20 protein-coding genes and 2 pseudogenes are annotated in these 15255 nt (G+C 37.7%); 10 read left to right on the top strand and 12 right to left on the bottom strand.

What is annotated here, in order from left to right; translation table 11 throughout:
* The 6 genes from N4G44_RS02150 to N4G44_RS02125 all read left to right on the top strand — a co-directional run bounded on the left by N4G44_RS02150 (position 1) and on the right by N4G44_RS02125 (position 2645).
* A complete protein-coding gene (locus N4G44_RS02150) occupies positions 1 to 255 on the top strand; it encodes a hypothetical protein (RefSeq protein ID WP_474924426.1) in 255 nt (84 codons plus the stop codon).
* A 78-nt stretch (positions 256 to 333) separates the two neighbouring features.
* Positions 334 to 834, top strand: coding sequence for a hypothetical protein (locus N4G44_RS02145; RefSeq protein WP_474924425.1), 501 nt, complete (start codon positions 334 to 336; stop codon positions 832 to 834).
* 87 nt (positions 835 to 921) lie between these two features.
* Positions 922 to 1419 (top strand): hypothetical protein, encoded by a 498-nt coding sequence (locus tag N4G44_RS02140; RefSeq protein WP_474924424.1) that lies wholly within the window; start codon positions 922 to 924, stop codon positions 1417 to 1419.
* Between the two features lie 107 nt (positions 1420 to 1526).
* A complete protein-coding gene (locus N4G44_RS02135) occupies positions 1527 to 1775 on the top strand; it encodes a hypothetical protein (protein ID WP_474924423.1) in 249 nt (82 codons plus the stop codon).
* A gap of 29 nt (positions 1776 to 1804) precedes the next feature.
* The gene (locus N4G44_RS02130) at positions 1805 to 2173 is read left to right on the top strand and encodes a hypothetical protein (RefSeq protein ID WP_474924422.1); all 369 of its coding nucleotides are present in this window, start codon (positions 1805 to 1807) and stop codon (positions 2171 to 2173) included.
* Between the two features lie 265 nt (positions 2174 to 2438).
* Entirely contained in the window at positions 2439 to 2645 is a 207-nt protein-coding gene (locus N4G44_RS02125) for a hypothetical protein (RefSeq protein WP_474924421.1), read from the top strand.
* On the opposite strand, the gene N4G44_RS02120 is transcribed toward N4G44_RS02125, so the two are convergent.
* The 5 genes and pseudogenes from N4G44_RS02120 to N4G44_RS02100 all read right to left on the bottom strand — a co-directional run bounded on the left by N4G44_RS02120 (position 2635) and on the right by N4G44_RS02100 (position 5389).
* Complete coding sequence (locus tag N4G44_RS02120; protein WP_474924420.1) at positions 2635 to 3606, bottom strand: glycosyltransferase family 9 protein; 972 nt, start codon at positions 3604 to 3606, stop codon at positions 2635 to 2637. The genes N4G44_RS02125 and N4G44_RS02120 overlap by 11 nt on opposite strands.
* Positions 3607 to 3608: 2 nt before the next feature.
* Positions 3609 to 4028, bottom strand: coding sequence for a SufE family protein (locus N4G44_RS02115; protein WP_040993040.1), 420 nt, complete (start codon positions 4026 to 4028; stop codon positions 3609 to 3611).
* Between the two features lie 47 nt (positions 4029 to 4075).
* A pseudogene (locus N4G44_RS02110) lies at positions 4076 to 4444 on the bottom strand (glycosyl transferase family 1); the annotation flags it as partial.
* Entirely contained in the window at positions 4438 to 4734 is a 297-nt protein-coding gene (locus tag N4G44_RS02105) for a hypothetical protein (protein WP_474924419.1), read from the bottom strand. The gene N4G44_RS02105 and the pseudogene N4G44_RS02110, both read right to left, overlap by 7 nt.
* A 427-nt stretch (positions 4735 to 5161) precedes the next feature.
* Complete coding sequence (locus tag N4G44_RS02100; RefSeq protein WP_474924418.1) at positions 5162 to 5389, bottom strand: uroporphyrinogen decarboxylase; 228 nt, start codon at positions 5387 to 5389, stop codon at positions 5162 to 5164.
* 152 nt (positions 5390 to 5541) lie between these two features.
* On the opposite strand from N4G44_RS02100, the pseudogene N4G44_RS02095 reads away from it, so the two are divergent.
* A pseudogene (locus tag N4G44_RS02095) lies at positions 5542 to 8075 on the top strand (ATP-dependent Clp protease ATP-binding subunit).
* 297 nt (positions 8076 to 8372) lie between these two features.
* Here N4G44_RS02095 and N4G44_RS02090 read toward each other — a convergent pair.
* The gene (locus N4G44_RS02090; RefSeq protein WP_474924417.1) at positions 8373 to 8642 is read right to left on the bottom strand and encodes a hypothetical protein; all 270 of its coding nucleotides are present in this window, start codon (positions 8640 to 8642) and stop codon (positions 8373 to 8375) included.
* Positions 8643 to 8678: 36 nt separating this feature from the next.
* Positions 8679 to 8900: a hypothetical protein gene (locus tag N4G44_RS02085; RefSeq protein ID WP_474924416.1), complete on the bottom strand. Its 222-nt coding sequence runs from the start codon at positions 8898 to 8900 to the stop codon at positions 8679 to 8681.
* Between the two features lie 117 nt (positions 8901 to 9017).
* Here N4G44_RS02085 and mnmA point away from each other — a divergent pair, with 117 nt between their 5' ends.
* Positions 9018 to 10205 carry a tRNA 2-thiouridine(34) synthase MnmA gene (mnmA, locus tag N4G44_RS02080; protein WP_474924415.1) on the top strand — a complete coding sequence of 396 codons (1188 nt, stop codon included), beginning with the start codon at positions 9018 to 9020 and terminating at the stop codon, positions 10203 to 10205.
* A gap of 93 nt (positions 10206 to 10298) precedes the next feature.
* Here the strand turns inward: mnmA and N4G44_RS02075 are convergent, their stop codons facing one another.
* Genes N4G44_RS02075 through N4G44_RS02060 form a run of 4 tightly spaced genes read right to left on the bottom strand, consistent with a single transcriptional unit; the run spans position 10299 to position 13322 of the window.
* Positions 10299 to 10733: a hypothetical protein gene (locus N4G44_RS02075; protein ID WP_474924414.1), complete on the bottom strand. Its 435-nt coding sequence runs from the start codon at positions 10731 to 10733 to the stop codon at positions 10299 to 10301.
* A complete protein-coding gene (locus tag N4G44_RS02070; protein WP_474924413.1) occupies positions 10663 to 11412 on the bottom strand; it encodes a glycine-rich domain-containing protein in 750 nt (249 codons plus the stop codon). The genes N4G44_RS02075 and N4G44_RS02070 overlap by 71 nt, the downstream gene beginning before the upstream one ends.
* A 60-nt stretch (positions 11413 to 11472) precedes the next feature.
* Positions 11473 to 11799: a hypothetical protein gene (locus N4G44_RS02065; RefSeq protein WP_474924412.1), complete on the bottom strand. Its 327-nt coding sequence runs from the start codon at positions 11797 to 11799 to the stop codon at positions 11473 to 11475.
* A complete protein-coding gene (locus N4G44_RS02060; protein ID WP_474924411.1) occupies positions 11766 to 13322 on the bottom strand; it encodes an SPFH domain-containing protein in 1557 nt (518 codons plus the stop codon). Before N4G44_RS02060 ends, N4G44_RS02065 begins: the two co-directional genes overlap by 34 nt.
* A gap of 100 nt (positions 13323 to 13422) precedes the next feature.
* On the opposite strand from N4G44_RS02060, the gene N4G44_RS02055 reads away from it, so the two are divergent.
* On the top strand, positions 13423 to 13632 hold the full coding sequence (locus N4G44_RS02055) for a hypothetical protein (protein ID WP_474924410.1): 210 nt from the start codon (positions 13423 to 13425) through the stop codon (positions 13630 to 13632).
* 274 nt (positions 13633 to 13906) lie between these two features.
* Entirely contained in the window at positions 13907 to 14317 is a 411-nt protein-coding gene (locus N4G44_RS02050) for a hypothetical protein (protein ID WP_474924409.1), read from the top strand.
* Between the two features lie 151 nt (positions 14318 to 14468).
* On the opposite strand, the gene N4G44_RS02045 is transcribed toward N4G44_RS02050, so the two are convergent.
* Entirely contained in the window at positions 14469 to 15212 is a 744-nt protein-coding gene (locus N4G44_RS02045) for a LytR/AlgR family response regulator transcription factor (protein ID WP_474924408.1), read from the bottom strand.
* Between the last annotated feature and the right edge of the window lie 43 nt (positions 15213 to 15255).

Below are 15255 nucleotides of genomic sequence, written 5' to 3'. Positions count from 1 at the left end.
ATGGATTTTAAAACAATATCAACAGAATTAGAGAAAAAGGGATATTCTACGCAACTCCATATGAGTATTAACTCATTAGCTATTTGGATTGATGAAAAAGGAGAACCTAAAAAAGAATCATATTCTAGAGTAGAACAAATTGATAATAAGATGTTTTTTGTCTACTTTATTGGTCAAATTCCTGTAGAGAAAGAATTTAAGACTATTGATGAACTTTTAAAATTCATCAAACAAATTTTCCCAATAGAGGAATAACAAACCTAATATTTCTAAACTAAACCATTCTTAAACTATAGTAGAGAATAGTTTTTGACATTTTAGTGTAAAAAATAAATGATGACAGAACAAGGAAATATACAATTTAACATAAGGGGAGAGAAACCTTTAAAAGGCTATCAGATTGTTAGAGTAAGAGATATAGCCAATGCTAAAGAGGTATTAGATAATTTCAAAAATGCTGTATTAATATTCTTAAATAATAAAACTCTTCACTATGAAGATCCAAAATGGGAGAAACTGCTTCCACAGGGAATTGTAAGCAAAATCAAGCAATTGAGTGATGATGACTATAAATATGATGAACTATTAGATGATATAGATATGACTATCTATAACTTTCAAGATATTAAAAAATGGGAATGGTATAGTTCTTTGAAAATAAAAAAAGGATTTGATATTATTGTAAAAGGCAAATTTAATGCTTGCCAATTCATTAGTTTTATTCACTGTCAAAATGTTCCTTTAGATAATATCAGAATTATAGATGCTGATAAACAAGAATTTTATGAGTTAAAAACCATAAAAGATTATACATCTTATAAGATCTTAAAATAAAATAATTAATATTTCTAAACAAAAACCATTCTTGAATTACAGAGAGAATGGTTTTTATTATCAGATATTTTACTTAAAAAACAAAAGATGACAGAACAAGGAAATATACAATACAATACAAAAGGAGAAAAACCTTCAAAAGGCTATCAGATAGTTAGAGTGAGAAATGTAGCCCACTCAAAAGAGGTATTAGATAACTTTAAGAATGCAGTTCTAACCATCTTAAAAAACAAGGATTTAAGTGATGAAGACCCAAAATGGGAGCAGTTATTACCACAAGGAATAGTTAGTAAAATCAAGCAGCTAAATGATGATGATTTTAAGTACGATGAACTTTTATATAGAATACATTCAAGTATTGATAATTTTTTTGAGATAAAAGACTGGGAGTGGTATAGTTCTTTAGAGACAGAAAAAGGATTTGATATTATTGTAAAAGGGTGGTTTAATGCTCATCAATTTATCAATTTTATCCATTGTCAAAATGTCCCTTTAGATAATATCAGAATTATAGATGCTGATAAGCAAGAAATTTATGAGCTGAAAACCATAAAAGATTATACTACTTATAAGATATTAAAATAAGACATCAATTGAATTTCTCTGGAAATCTCTCAGTTTCCTGAGAGATTTTTTTGTTTTAAACATTCCTGATATTCTTATCTTTGTGTAAAGTCTTAAATAACCATTTTTTGAAGGAGCTCCATCTTATATCATTCAACTACCCCTACCCTCCTTCTTACGGCGGTATTATTGATGTGTATTATAAGATCAAAGCCTTAGCGGAAACCGGTGTAAAGATCCATCTTCACTGTTTTGTAGACCGTGTTCCGGAAATTATCGATCAGGAAGTTAAAAGTATTACGGAAACTGTTTTCTTCTATAAAAAAAGAAAAATCCCTTCTATTACTTTTCAAAGGTTCCTTTTGCGGCCTCTATAAGGACTTCCAACGCTCTTTTTGAAAACCTGATGAGCGTAAAGGCACCCATTTTGTTTGAAGGGCTGCAAACCACACCAATCGTCAGCAGGCTCAAAGACAGAGGCTATAGCCTTTATCTGAGGTTTCACAACAATGAATCCGAGTATTACAAAGGACTTTCTTCTTCAGAAAAAAACATTTTCAAAAAGATCATTTACCGGATAGAAGCTTTAAAATTTGTCGATTATCAGAAAAAACTTCTTAAGGAATTTGAAGCTATATTCTGTCTTTCGGAGAAGGAATTCAATGAAGTAGAACGTTATTCAGAAAATGCGCAGCTTATTCATATTTTTCACGGCAACACTACTGTAAAGGCTCTGAGTAAAAAGGAGACTATTTTCTTTTTCACGGGGATTTAAGCATTTCAGACAATAAGCGGGCGCTTGAAGAAACCATTATGATGTTTAAAACTCTTCCCCAGTACAAACTTGTAGTGGCGTCCGACCGTGCCGGTGATGATTTAAAAAGAAGATCAGTAGCATTGAAAACATAAGCCTTGTCCCCATTGAAACCAGTGAAAATCTCCACCAGCTTTTTGAGCACGCTCATGCCAATATTCTGCTTTCCTATCAGAATTCCGGAACGAAGGTAAAACTGTTTAACGCATTGTACAACAGCAGGTTTGTGATTATCAACCAAAATATTACAGACGATAAAGCCCTGATGAGTTTGTGCCGTTTGTGTTCCACTTCGGATGAGATTCGGCAGCAGATCATTGAAACGGCAGGACAGGATTATAATGAGTATGAAACCAGAAAAGACATTCTGGAAAAAGACTATTCTGATAACGCTAAAGCAGAGGAAATGAGTAAAATTATTTTTAAAGATTGACCGCTTTTACTATTTTCTGAATATTAAGCTCTTCCAGGCAAGCCCAATCGCCGCGGTAACACTCTTTATCTCCAAAAACAGAACAAGGTCTGCAGGTAAGATCTTTTACTTGAATCACATCATCTTCGCTTTGTCCGAAGCCTAAAAAACCTGCATAAGGATGAGTTGAACCCCAAACTGAGATGCAACGGGTCCCCACAAGGCTTGCAAGGTGCATATTGGCAGAATCCATAGAAATCATCAGCTCCAGTTCAGAAATCTTCTGAAGCTCTTCTGAAAGACTTAATTTCCCTGAAAGGCTTTTGGTATTGGGAATCTCGCTTTCCCATTTTTCAAGGGTTTCTGTTTCTTTTTTACCACCTCCAAAGAAATAGATAGGGTGTTTTTGGGCCAAAATTTTTGCCAGCTCATAAGATTTTTCCAAAGGAAGCATTTTCCCCCTGTGCTGTGCAAAAGGAGCCAGTCCTATTCCTGATTTCTGCCCCTGTGTTGGTCTAAGCTTATGAGAAAGCTCAACCTTAAAACCCATAGCACGGAAAACATCAGCATAGCGCTCAACTGTCTTTTTCAACTGAACTTTATTCAGGTTCCAGACATCTGTAAGCTCTTCTTTTTCTTCTTTGCCTTTATTTATTTTGAAAACCTTAAATCCTTTTCTTCTGAAAATTCTATCAAGGATTTTGGTTCTTATCACATCATGAAGATTCGCTATAAAATCAGGATTAAATTCTTTGGCCAGTTCATTCGCCAGCCTTCTTAATCCAAAAATTCCTTTATATTCATCAAGATTGATTCCCTTAAATGTAACATTCGGAATATCAGCAAATAAGCTTTCAAAATTTTTTCTGGAAACCATGATGATTTCCACATCCGGATTCTGTTCCAGGAATTCCCTAAAGACAGGCGCCGTCATCGCGACATCGCCAAAAGCAGAAAAACGATATGCTAAAATTCTGGTCACGGTTACGATTTTAGCTGATAGGCAACTGCGTAAAATTTGATCTGTTTTGTCATTGCCATTAATCCATTTGCTCTGGACGGCGATAGAAACTCCTGAAGCCCGATTTCTGAAATGAATTCAAAATCAGAATCTAAGATTTCCTGGGTGGAATGCCCGCTGTAAATGCTGACCAGGAGAGAAACAATCCCTTTTGGAAGAATTCCGTCGGAATCCGCATTGAAAAAAAGTTTACCATCTTTAAACTCAGCATCAATCCACACCTTACTCTGACAGCCTTTAATTAAATTATCATCCGTTTTGCGATCCTCCGGCAGCCCTTTCAGCTCTTTTCCAAGATCAATAATATATTCATATTTTTGTTCCCAGTCATCCAGAAATGCAAATTCGTCGATTATTTCCTGCTGTTTTTGTTTAATGGTCATTTTGTTAACAAATTTTAATGCAAAGATACCATTTTTATAAAGATTATTTATTCTGATGCTTTTTCAAAAACGTTCAATAGTTTGATTTCTTCATTTTCCCAGCAGAAAATTTCAGAAGCCTTTTCTAGTTCAGGCTGATAGCTTTTCCTTCCTTTATCAAGAATTTTCTGAATGGCAGCAGCAATATTTTCGGGCTTGTGATCTTTAATAATTTCTCCTACATCAAACATGTTTTTGATATTCTGCATTTCAGGAAGATTCGAAAGCACCAGCGGTACCCGTGACTGAATACAGTCCAGAACCTTGTTCGGCAATGAATACAGGTAACTCTCACCCCCATTTTCCTCAATACTCATTCCCACATCAGCTGTTACCGTGATCTTTCTTAAGTTTTCCGGTTTTAATTTCCCTAAAAACTGAACTTTATGCTGAAGCTTTTCTTTATGGACAAGGTCTTCATATTCTTTTTTCTGGGGCCGTCACCTGCTATTTTGAAAATCACTCCATCAAGATGGTGCATCGCCAGAATAGCCTTGTCAATACCACGAAAAGGATTGATAGCTCCCTGGTACAAAAGTATTTTAGGATCATTTTCAGGAATTTCCATTGTAAAATCAACCTTTTTCGGAGCATTCTGGATGACAACCGGATCAATTCCGTATTTTTCGCGGAACCATTTTGCATAGCTTCCACTGGCTGTGATCATGAATTTAAGGTTGGGAATGACTTTTTTTCAAGATACCGCCAGATTTTTTGTGACATTTTGCCCTGAATTGCAGGCATTTCTGAAAAAATTTCATGACTGTCAAAAATCAGTGGAATATTCATTTTTCTGGCAATAAGATAATTGGGCAGCAATGCATCCAGATCATTGGCATGAAGAATGGTATTCTGATCCGCTTTTTCTTTAACTGCCGGTATAATTTCCAGTTGAACTCAAAGTAAGCCGTTTTAAGACTTTTTGAATCCAAATGGATCCGGGAAAACGGATAGGGACGTTCCATATGTTCTGCACCCTTCCAGTCATTTCCGATAAGTTCTACCTGATAACCCGCTTCATATAAAGTTCTGCATACCTTCTCTATACGCTGATCCGTGTACAGATTACTGAAAGCAGAAGTAATTACTTTTTTTCATTCCTTTCTATTTCCAGCCAGCAAATGATAAACCTGGATAAAGCAGATCAGCCCGTTTGGAATAATGACAGGCCAAAGCATTCCGTTAAAAATGCCATAAATGACAAAGCAGATGCAGCCTATCATGTTGACAACTCTGATTTTTCTTACATCTTTTAATATGAAGCTCAGCACTATGAATATTGATGCAGAATAACCGATATATGTAGTAATTTCGGGATTCATGGGGAAATTTTAAAGGATCACAAACTTAATCATTTTCAATAAGATAATAAAATTTTTTCTGCCATAAAGTCATTAATTGATTTTTGGTAAAATATTTGTAATTTAGATAATGAATAAATGGCAACGCTGCCGTTATTCTAATGAGATATATTATGGATTATAAGTTTTCACAAGGTTTGAGCCAGGTGTTCAAACAAAGCAAGAGCGAAGCGAAGAGGCTCAAAAGTGAATTTCTTAATACAGAACATCTACTTTTAGGTATTATAAAAACAGAAAACTCTGCAAAAGAAATCCTTCAAAACCTTAATGCGGATTTAACACAAATCAGAAGAAAAATTGAAACTCTAAATACAGCAAGTCTTAATCCTATTTCTGAGGAGGTTACTAATATTTCTTTCACCAAGATGGCAGATCATGCTATCAAACGTGCTGAACTGGAATGCAGACAATACAAGAGCAATGAAATTAATACCGTTCATTTGCTTTTAGGCATTCTTTACAAATATGAGGACCCTACTTCAAATATTCTGGGAGCTTACGACATTGATTATGAAGGAGTTTCAAGAGAATACCAGACTATGCTTAAAAATTCCGGGCAGTCACCACAAATGAGTGCTTATGATGACGATGATGAAAGAGAGGAATTTGAGCAGATGAGAAAGCCTACAGGAAATTTAGGCTCTGCAAAAAGTAAAACGCCTACACTGGACAACTTTGGTAGAGACCTTACTTCTTTGGCAAGAGATGGAAAATTAGACCCTGTCATCGGCCGTGAAAAAGAAATTGAGAGGGTTTCTCAGATTTTATCACGAAGAAAGAAAAACAACCCGCTTCTTATTGGTGAGCCCGGAGTTGGTAAATCTGCTATTGCAGAAGGACTGGCTTTGAGAATTCAGCAGAAGAAAGTATCCAGGGTTCTTTACGGAAAACGTGTGATCACGCTGGATCTGGCAAGTTTAGTAGCCGGAACAAAATACCGTGGCCAGTTTGAAGAAAGAATGAAGGCCATCATGACCGAGCTGGAGAAAAACAGGGATGTCATCTTATTCATCGATGAGCTTCACACAATTGTGGGCGCAGGAAGTTCTACAGGAAGTCTTGATGCTTCCAATATGTTCAAACCTGCTTTGGCAAGAGGTGAAATCCAATGCATCGGGGCTACGACTCTGGATGAGTACCGTCAGTATATTGAAAAAGACGGAGCTTTGGAAAGAAGATTCCAGAAAGTAATGGTAGAACCTACTTCCATTGATGAGACCATTCAGATTCTGAATCAGATCAAAGATAAATATGAAGAACACCATAATGTAGTGTATACTCCGGAAGCTATTTTAGCGTGTGTCAATCTGACATCGAGATATATTACAGACCGCTTCTTACCGGATAAGGCTATTGATGCCATGGATGAAGCAGGTTCACGTGTGTACATCAAAAATATGAAAGTTCCTACCGAGATCATTGATTTTGAAAAGAAAATTGAAGACATCAAGGAAATGAAGCAGAAAGCTGTAAAAGCTCAGGATTATCTTGAAGCCAGAAAGCTTAAGGATGAAGAAGAACGTCTTCAGATGGAACTGAATGTGGCTCAGGAAAAATGGGACAAAGATGTAAAAGAGAAAAAGAAACCGTAACAGAGGAAAATGTAGCCGAAGTGGTTTCTATGATGAGTGGCGTTCCGGTAACCAAAGTGGGTAAAAATGAGCTTGATAAACTGGCTCAGATGGATGAAAAACTGAACGGAAAAGTAATCGGTCAGGAAGATGCTGTGAAAAAGGTTGTTAAGGCCATCCAGAGAAACAGAGCAGGTCTTAAAGATCCGAACCGTCCTATCGGTACCTTTATCTTCCTTGGTACAACCGGGGTTGGTAAAACCGAGCTTGCCAAAGTAATGGCAAGAGAACTTTTCGAATCTGATGAATCTCTGATCCGTATCGACATGAGTGAATACATGGAGAAATTCGCAGTTTCAAGATTAGTGGGAGCGCCTCCGGGATACGTTGGATACGAAGAAGGTGGTCAGTTAACTGAAGCTGTAAGAAGAAAACCTTATGCTGTGGTTCTTCTGGATGAGATTGAAAAAGCTCACCCTGATGTATTCAATATCCTTCTGCAAATCCTTGATGAAGGCCACGTAACTGACAGTTTAGGAAGAAAAATTGATTTTAGAAATACTATCATTATCCTTACTTCAAACATCGGAACAAGAGATCTTAAAGATTTCGGAGACGGTGTAGGATTTGGAACTTCTGCCAAGAAAACAACTTCAGATACAAGAGCAAGAAGCACTATTGAAAATGCCCTTAAAAAAGCATTTGCCCCTGAATTCCTAAACAGAATTGATGATATTGTGATCTTTAACTCTCTTGTACAGGACGATATCAAGAAAATTATTGACCTTGAACTGAGCAAACTTTATGGCAGACTTGAAAAATTAGGCTACAAAGTAGAGCTAACTGACGAAGCGAAAGATTTCATTTCTGAAAAAGGATGGGATAAAGATTTTGGTGCAAGACCATTGAAACGTGCCATTCAGAAATACATTGAAGACTTATTGGCAGAAATGCTGGTGAACAAGCAATTATCTGAAGGAGAAACAGTAATCCTGGATCTTAACGATACAAAAGATGCGTTAATTGGAAAAGCTCCAAAAACCAAAAAGACAACTGAAAAGTCTTCCCAATCGTAATTGATTACTATAATTATATAGAAAAGCACCGGAAAATCCGGTGCTTTTTTGTTTTTAATAGGTTTTAGCTAAACTGGATTAAGCTATTGATAATTTAATTTTTATCTGGCCACGAATTCACGAATTTAAAAACAGATGCTTGTAGCCTACTTCTACAACTCTTTTTTTCATAAAATAAGCAATAAAACTCTTAAAGCGTTTTTAATAGGCATTTGATTATTAGTATAAATTCGTGAATTCGTGGCTAAAATTATACGTAACAAATTAATTTTCGGGAGATTCAACCTTTAGAAAACATTAAAGCCCTATAACGAAACCTATATTCGGGACAAGTCCACTGGAGAATACACTTGAATTTTCTTTCCAAAGCACATTATACATCAGCCCCAGCTGCATAAAAGAGTTCCCTCCTATCCTTTGCATATACCCCCCGCCAAGATATAAAGCAGTTTCCTGCTCATTCTCTTTATAGTCGTAAAATTTATCTTTATAATTGATGAAATACTGCTGAAGATTCGCTCCCACATAAAAAGACCTGGCAATGTAATAGTTGACAAAAGGCCCCACCCCGAACATGGTAGATTTATAATAATCGGAGGTCTGCTAGGAAACGCTTCCCACAATTCCGCCTTCAAGGTCGTCAGTAATTTTGTATCCTACCCTTGGGGAAGCCTGAAGATAAAATGCGCTGTTACTTCCAAATCCCACACCAATTCCGCCACCGAAGGTCCATCTGTTATTTTGTTGTGAACCTGTATCTATTGAAACCTGGGAAAATAATGATCCTGATATCACCAGCATCAGAGGAATAATAAATTTTTTCATATTAATATCGTTTTTATCAATGTTTAAAATTATGGTTTTTTTACGAATTTATTTAGTTGTATTTTTGCCCCGTCAAACTAAGAACTCCCGTTAAGAGTTTCGTAAAATTGAAATACAATGAAAGTAGTAGTAGGATTATCCGGAGGTGTAGATTCCAGCGTTACAGCATATCTTCTACAGCAGCAGGGGCATGATGTGGTTGCCCTGTTTATGAGAAACTGGAACGACGCTTCTGTGACCCTTGAGGATGAATGTCCATGGATTGAAGACAGTAATGATGCCCTGATGGTTGCCCAGAAGCTGGGAATTCCTTTTCAGGTGATCGATATGAGTGAGCTTTACAAAGAGCGCATCGTTGATTATATGTTTGATGAATACCAGAAAGGGAGAACCCCGAATCCTGATGTTCTGTGCAACAGAGAAGTTAAATTTGATGTTTTTATGAAGACCGCGATGTCTTTAGGTGCCGATAAAGTAGCTACAGGGCATTATGCGCAGGTAAATTCAACTTTCGATGAAAACGGAAAGGAAATTTTTCATCTTTTGGCCGGTAAGGATAACAATAAAGACCAGTCTTATTTCCTGTGCCAATTGAGCCAGGAACAGCTTTCTAAAGCCCTTTTTCCGATCGGAGAACTGACAAAGCCTCAGGTAAGGGAAATTGCTAAAGAGATCGGGCTTGTTACAGCAGATAAAAAAGACTCCCAGGGATTGTGCTTTATCGGAAAGGTAAGCCTTCCGCAGTTTTTGCAGCAGCAACTGATTCCTAAAGAAGGGGAAATTGTTGAGATTTTCAAAGATTCACCTTTATTTTCGGTAGAAAAACCTGAATTTTCTTCAAAAGAAGAAGAACTGCAATATCTGTCTCGGAAAATCAATTATAAAAAATCCGACGGTAAAGTGATCGGAAAGCACCAGGGTGCCCAGTTTTTTACAATCGGGCAAAGCAAAGGACTTGGTATTGGCGGTCACAAAGAGAGCTGTTTTGTAGTTTCCAGAGATATGGAAAACAATATTATTTTTGTAGGTGAAAGCCACAGCTTCCCGGGACTTCATAAAAAAGCATTAAAAATAGATCAATCAGAAGTACATTGGGTTCGTGAGGATATGAAGCTGGAAAACGGCGGTTCTATGGAAGTAATGGCGAGGTTCAGATACAGACAGCCTTTACAAAAAGCTACTCTTTATCAGTTTGAAAATGCATCCTATATTGAATTTGATGAGCCACAGTCTGCGATCGCCGAAGGACAGTTTGCCGCCTGGTATATTGGTGAAGAACTCATCGGAAGCGGCGTTATTGGATAAATAAAAAATAAAAAAGACCTTTTATTGGTCTCTGTAAAATCCCGAAGCATTTTTTGTTTCGGGTTTCTTTTTGTAATCAGTTATCCTCTTTACCTACTTCATCTTATGCTTGATTTCAGTCGACATAAAAGATACAATGACAATAACTTCCGCGGCCAAGACACTGAATAAAATTCCAACCGGACGGTCTAAGCTCAATCCCCTGACTAATTTGACCACGCCCAAAAGGAAAATAAAAATCATAAAACACAGAGTTATTTTTGAAAGCTTTTCTTTAAAGAATTTTAAACAAAACACGGAAATATAAAATCCTAAAACCAAGCTAAAATAAAACTTTAAAAAATCCGGTCCTTTCAAAACAATAGGGTTTAGTGTATGCCTGAAAATTTCAAGTCCGATAAAGCTAATCCCAACGGGTACTGAATGAATGATCATTTTTTTCATAGTTTCTGATTTTTTAACCGCCACATCCGCCGCCACAACCTCCACAACCTCCACCGCAGCCACTTCCACATCCGCTGCTTCCACCACTGCAACTGGAGCCGCCTCCATCGCTACCGCCTCCAATGCTTCCGTCATCTTTCTTTTTCCCGTTAATCTCCGCGTTAACACTCCCAAATAAGGAAAGGAATAAACCAAAAACCATAATGCCTGCGAAGGACAGAACAATTGTTCCTATAGTGCTTAAAACTTCTCCAAGACAGGATGACAGCATAAATAAAGCCAGTAGTAATGAAATGATCCTAAGCTTTTTCAACCAAATCTTAGTTATTTTTGGAGATTCTTTTTCGTACCAAATGTCTTTTGGCGCTTCACTCTGGAAAATCTCCCGGTAACTTTTCAAAGTTTCTGAAAACCAGTTCCGGTGCCTGATGTTCTCCGAAACGCCTCCGTTGGAAGGATAGTGATGAAGTTTTCTTTTTAAAACCTCAGGGCAAAACTCTTCCCAATAATTTTGAGTGTAAATAAGGTGCATATGCCATACTTTATCCACGGTTTCGCTCGGTGATGCTCCGTTTGGTAAAATACAGCACAGATAAACGAACTTTTTATATTCTTCTATTGCTTTCTTGGTGAAATCCAGAGTCCAGTTTTCTTCTTTTGCCAATTTTCTGGAAAACGGAAACGCTGCCTCCGGTTTGTCAATGGAAAAGTCTTTAATCCTTTGCCATAGCTCCTGATCTTGTTTTAAGGTGATGGTGTTCATTTTGAATTGTTTTTTAATTATCTATTTTGATTTGATTATCAATTCATTACATAAGAATAACTAATCCTGGGAGGTGTCATCAAAATTTCTTTTTTCCGGTCTTTTTACCGGCTTCTTTGCATCTAATTGTTCTAAAAGCTTCAGCCCAAGCAACCCGCTGATGCCTCCGTTTGCAGAATCTCCGCTTCCTCCGATGAGCACATCCGGCATTATTTTAACGTTCTGGCTAGCAATAGATTCCATCACTTTCAGCTGGGTAAAATTATCTTCTCCCATTGCCTCTACCGAGAGCTTATAAGCTTCTGCATTGGATTTCCCGATGGCCAGGATCTTTTCTGCCTCGGCTTTACCCATTAAAGAGATCTGTTCAGAATTGGCTTTGGCCAATAACCTTGTTTTTTCCGCTTCCCCATTGGCTTTTTCACAGCAGCAGCGGCAACCCTTTCTGCAATCAATACTCCCTGGTCGGCTGTCACTATTTCTTTTTGGATATCTGCGACTGCAGTTTCCTTTTCAAGGCTTTGGCGGGTTTCCTGCGCCAGTTTCTGGACTTCAAATGTGGTCTTTTGTTCTTCTGCTATCTTCCTGTCTGTCAAGGTTTTCATCAGGGTTTCAGGCGGAACGATATCCCCGATCAGCGTATCGACTGCTGAAACATTATACTGTTCCAGGACATTGCTGATGTGTTCCCTTGCCGATTGCTGGCGCTCTTTACGGGTTCCGAGAAAAGCGATTACATCACTGTCCTGGGCTGAATTCCTGAAGTAATTCCCGATGGTAGGCTCCAAAACCTGTCCCACAAGGTTCATCATATTCCCGAAACGGGCAATCACTTTAGGCGCTTCATTGGAAGGAATGTGAATGATCTGGGAAACATCCAGGTTGAAAGGGAAACCGTCTTTACTCCGTACTGTAATGGTTGAAAGGTTTTTGTCCAGCTGATGGGCTTCGCTTCTGGCCGATGCCCAGTTTAGCACAAGGTTGGTCGTAGGAACCAGCTCTGTTTTCATAATGTAAGGATTGATAGGATATTTGCCCGGCCCCAATGCTTCCGCCCAGACTCCTTTACAGCCTCTTTCCACAATATTTCCGTGCTTAAACTCTATTCCGCTCAGGTCTTTTCCTTCATTTCCTACATAGCTGATCACAACGCCTACGGAACCGATCGGGATTTCTGTCATTTTTACCATTTCCAGGATAACAAACCAAGGGTTCAAAAAATAGGAGCCGGCTAAAATCACCTGCTCCTGTAAGCCTTTATAACCTCCGTTATTCAAAAAAGCATCTACATCCTGAAATTTATTATGCTCTTCTATTATTTTTCCTGCAATCTGTCCTTCTTCCAATGGTTTTCCTTCCAATGTTGTGATAATTCCCACGGCATTATCCGGAATTTGAGTCATATCCGATAAAGAAACTTCAAATAAAAAGGTATTGATCCTGTATGATCCCGGTGCGATGACTCCAGTCTGCCTGCCTTTTCTTCCTCCGTTTTTCAAAAATGCTTCTGCATCCTGAAAGGAATCACATTCCACTTTTCTGGCCAGAATTCTTCCTGTTTCCAGCTCTTTACCGTCTTTTGCCAATACCAATCCTATTTTTCCTGTCGGAATAATGGTGAAAGGCTGAAAGTGGATGGAATACTGCCAGATCCATTTCCAGAAATAAATTCCCGGAGCCAAGGTCTGGGCCTGAAATCCAGCTTCTCCGTTTGTGGCAATGATTCTGCCTTCCGGTAATTCCTGCTTTCCCAACAGTACAAATTTTTTGGTGACAAGTCCTATTTTATCTTCGGGAATAATAACCAGCCCGAAAAAGACCCGTAAAATGAATTTATAAAATAAAAGACTTGCGATAATGATACCTCCCGGGATCAACCAGGGCGACTGTAAGATGTTTTCTACTTCCATGATATTTATTTTCGTTTTGTATTCAAATTTTCATGGATTTTAAAATATAAAAGTCTTGCAATAGTATTTTTTAGTTTTAAAAAAATCTTACATTAGCCTTATGAAAAAGGAAGACATTCTGCATCTTGAGAAACTGATGAATTTTCTCAGTCTGCATTTTTTAAAGAAGAATCATTGGGAAGATGTTACGAAAACGGAATGGTCCTATATCGTGGCAGAAATTAATGACCTCATCGTCAGCGACAATGAGGAGAAAGGTATAAAAAAGCAGCTGATGTCCTGGGTTCGAATTACCTTTATGAACACCTGATTATTAACAAACTAAAGAAATATTACCACAACGAAAATTCGATTTTAAGCAAGCCAAATCTGGCGAAATTAAGTCTTATCGTTAAAGTCCTGGGATATTCAAATTATATTGATTTTATCAATTCCCACACAGGAACTTTCAATTTTAACGATCTGAGAATTGATATGGATAATGTGAAGCAGAATACTGTCCTTCTGGACCGTCTGGTGGGCTGCTGGTACTCTTACAACAGGAATTTGCCAGATAATCCATCGGAAGCAAAGGACGACCGTATATGGCGTTCAGCAATGGAAATCTACAAATCCGAGACTTCGGGGAATACTATATTGAGCGAAGCGGCGGAGATCACCATAAGTATTTCGGGAAGGTGACGGCCTATTCTGATTATGTATTCATTATCATGAACAGTAATACCTTCATCCGCCAGAGACATTTTATCTCAAGGATAAAAGATATCAAGGAAAAGCTCAAAAATCCAGAATATAAGCTCCATGAGTTGCATTTTATAAGTACGTGTATCAGTTTTAACCAGGAGCCTATTGCCCTGTTTGAAATATTTCAGAAAGCAGACAGAAAGACCTTTATTGCAGACTCTATCAGCTTTCCGATTGACAGTGATGAAATCCCGGAATCCATTGTTAAACAACTTGAAGATACTGAATCTAACAGGATAGATTACAGGTAGATACGGTGCGGGGTACGGGATTCGGGGTTTTAAAGTTTAGGGTTTATAGTCTAAGGTCTAAGGTCTAAAGTTATGAGATATTATAGCTGTGGTTATTAAGATCTGACATCTGACATCTGATATCTGATGTCTTAAATCTAATATCTATCTTCTAGCCTACCAGCCATTCCTTAAAATCTTTTACCCTGTCCCGGCTGACGGTGATCTCTTCCTGAGGCTGAAATTCCATATCTACTTTGTAATAAGGAGAGGTATGAATGTTTTTTATGTAATCCGAATTGATAATAAACTGCCTGTTTACCCTGAAAAATTTTTTCTCATCCAGAATATCTTCCAGCTCATCCAGTGTGAAATCTGAGGGATAAACGCGTTCTGCTGTCTGAAGATACACAATCTTATTTTCACTGAAAAAACAGCTTATTTCATGGGTCTGAACAATTTTCAGGTTATACCCTATTTTCACCAGAACCCTGGACAGGGTAGATTTTTCTTTCCTGATCAACTGCTTGATATCTTCGGAACCTGTTGTATTGCTTGCCGGTATGAATGATTTGAACTTTTCTACCGCTCCGGAAAGATCTTCTTCCAGGATAGGTTTCAAAAGATAATCGATGCTGTTCAGCTTAAATGCTTTCAGGGTATACTGATCAAAAGCTGTGGTATAAATGATAAACCCTTTGGTGGGTATTTTTTCAAAGATATCAAAGGATAAACCGTCTCCAAGAACGATGTCGGAAAAAATAAGCTGTGGATGTTCATTTTCGAAAAACCAGGCTATTCCTTCTTCTACCGATTCTATTTTGGCAACCACTTCTATTTCAGGGAAACTGCTGAGCATTCTTTCCAGCTTCCTTGAGGCGGGTTTTTCATCTTCAATAATGACAGTCTTGATCATGGTTATTGTTTTAGCAGGGATAAAATTAGATAAAAAACGGAAA

It is taken from the genome of Chryseobacterium sp. GTID13 (genome assembly GCF_056172655.1).
Note: the sequence above shows the minus strand (reverse complement) of the source record. Positions and strands in the feature narration are given on the sequence as shown.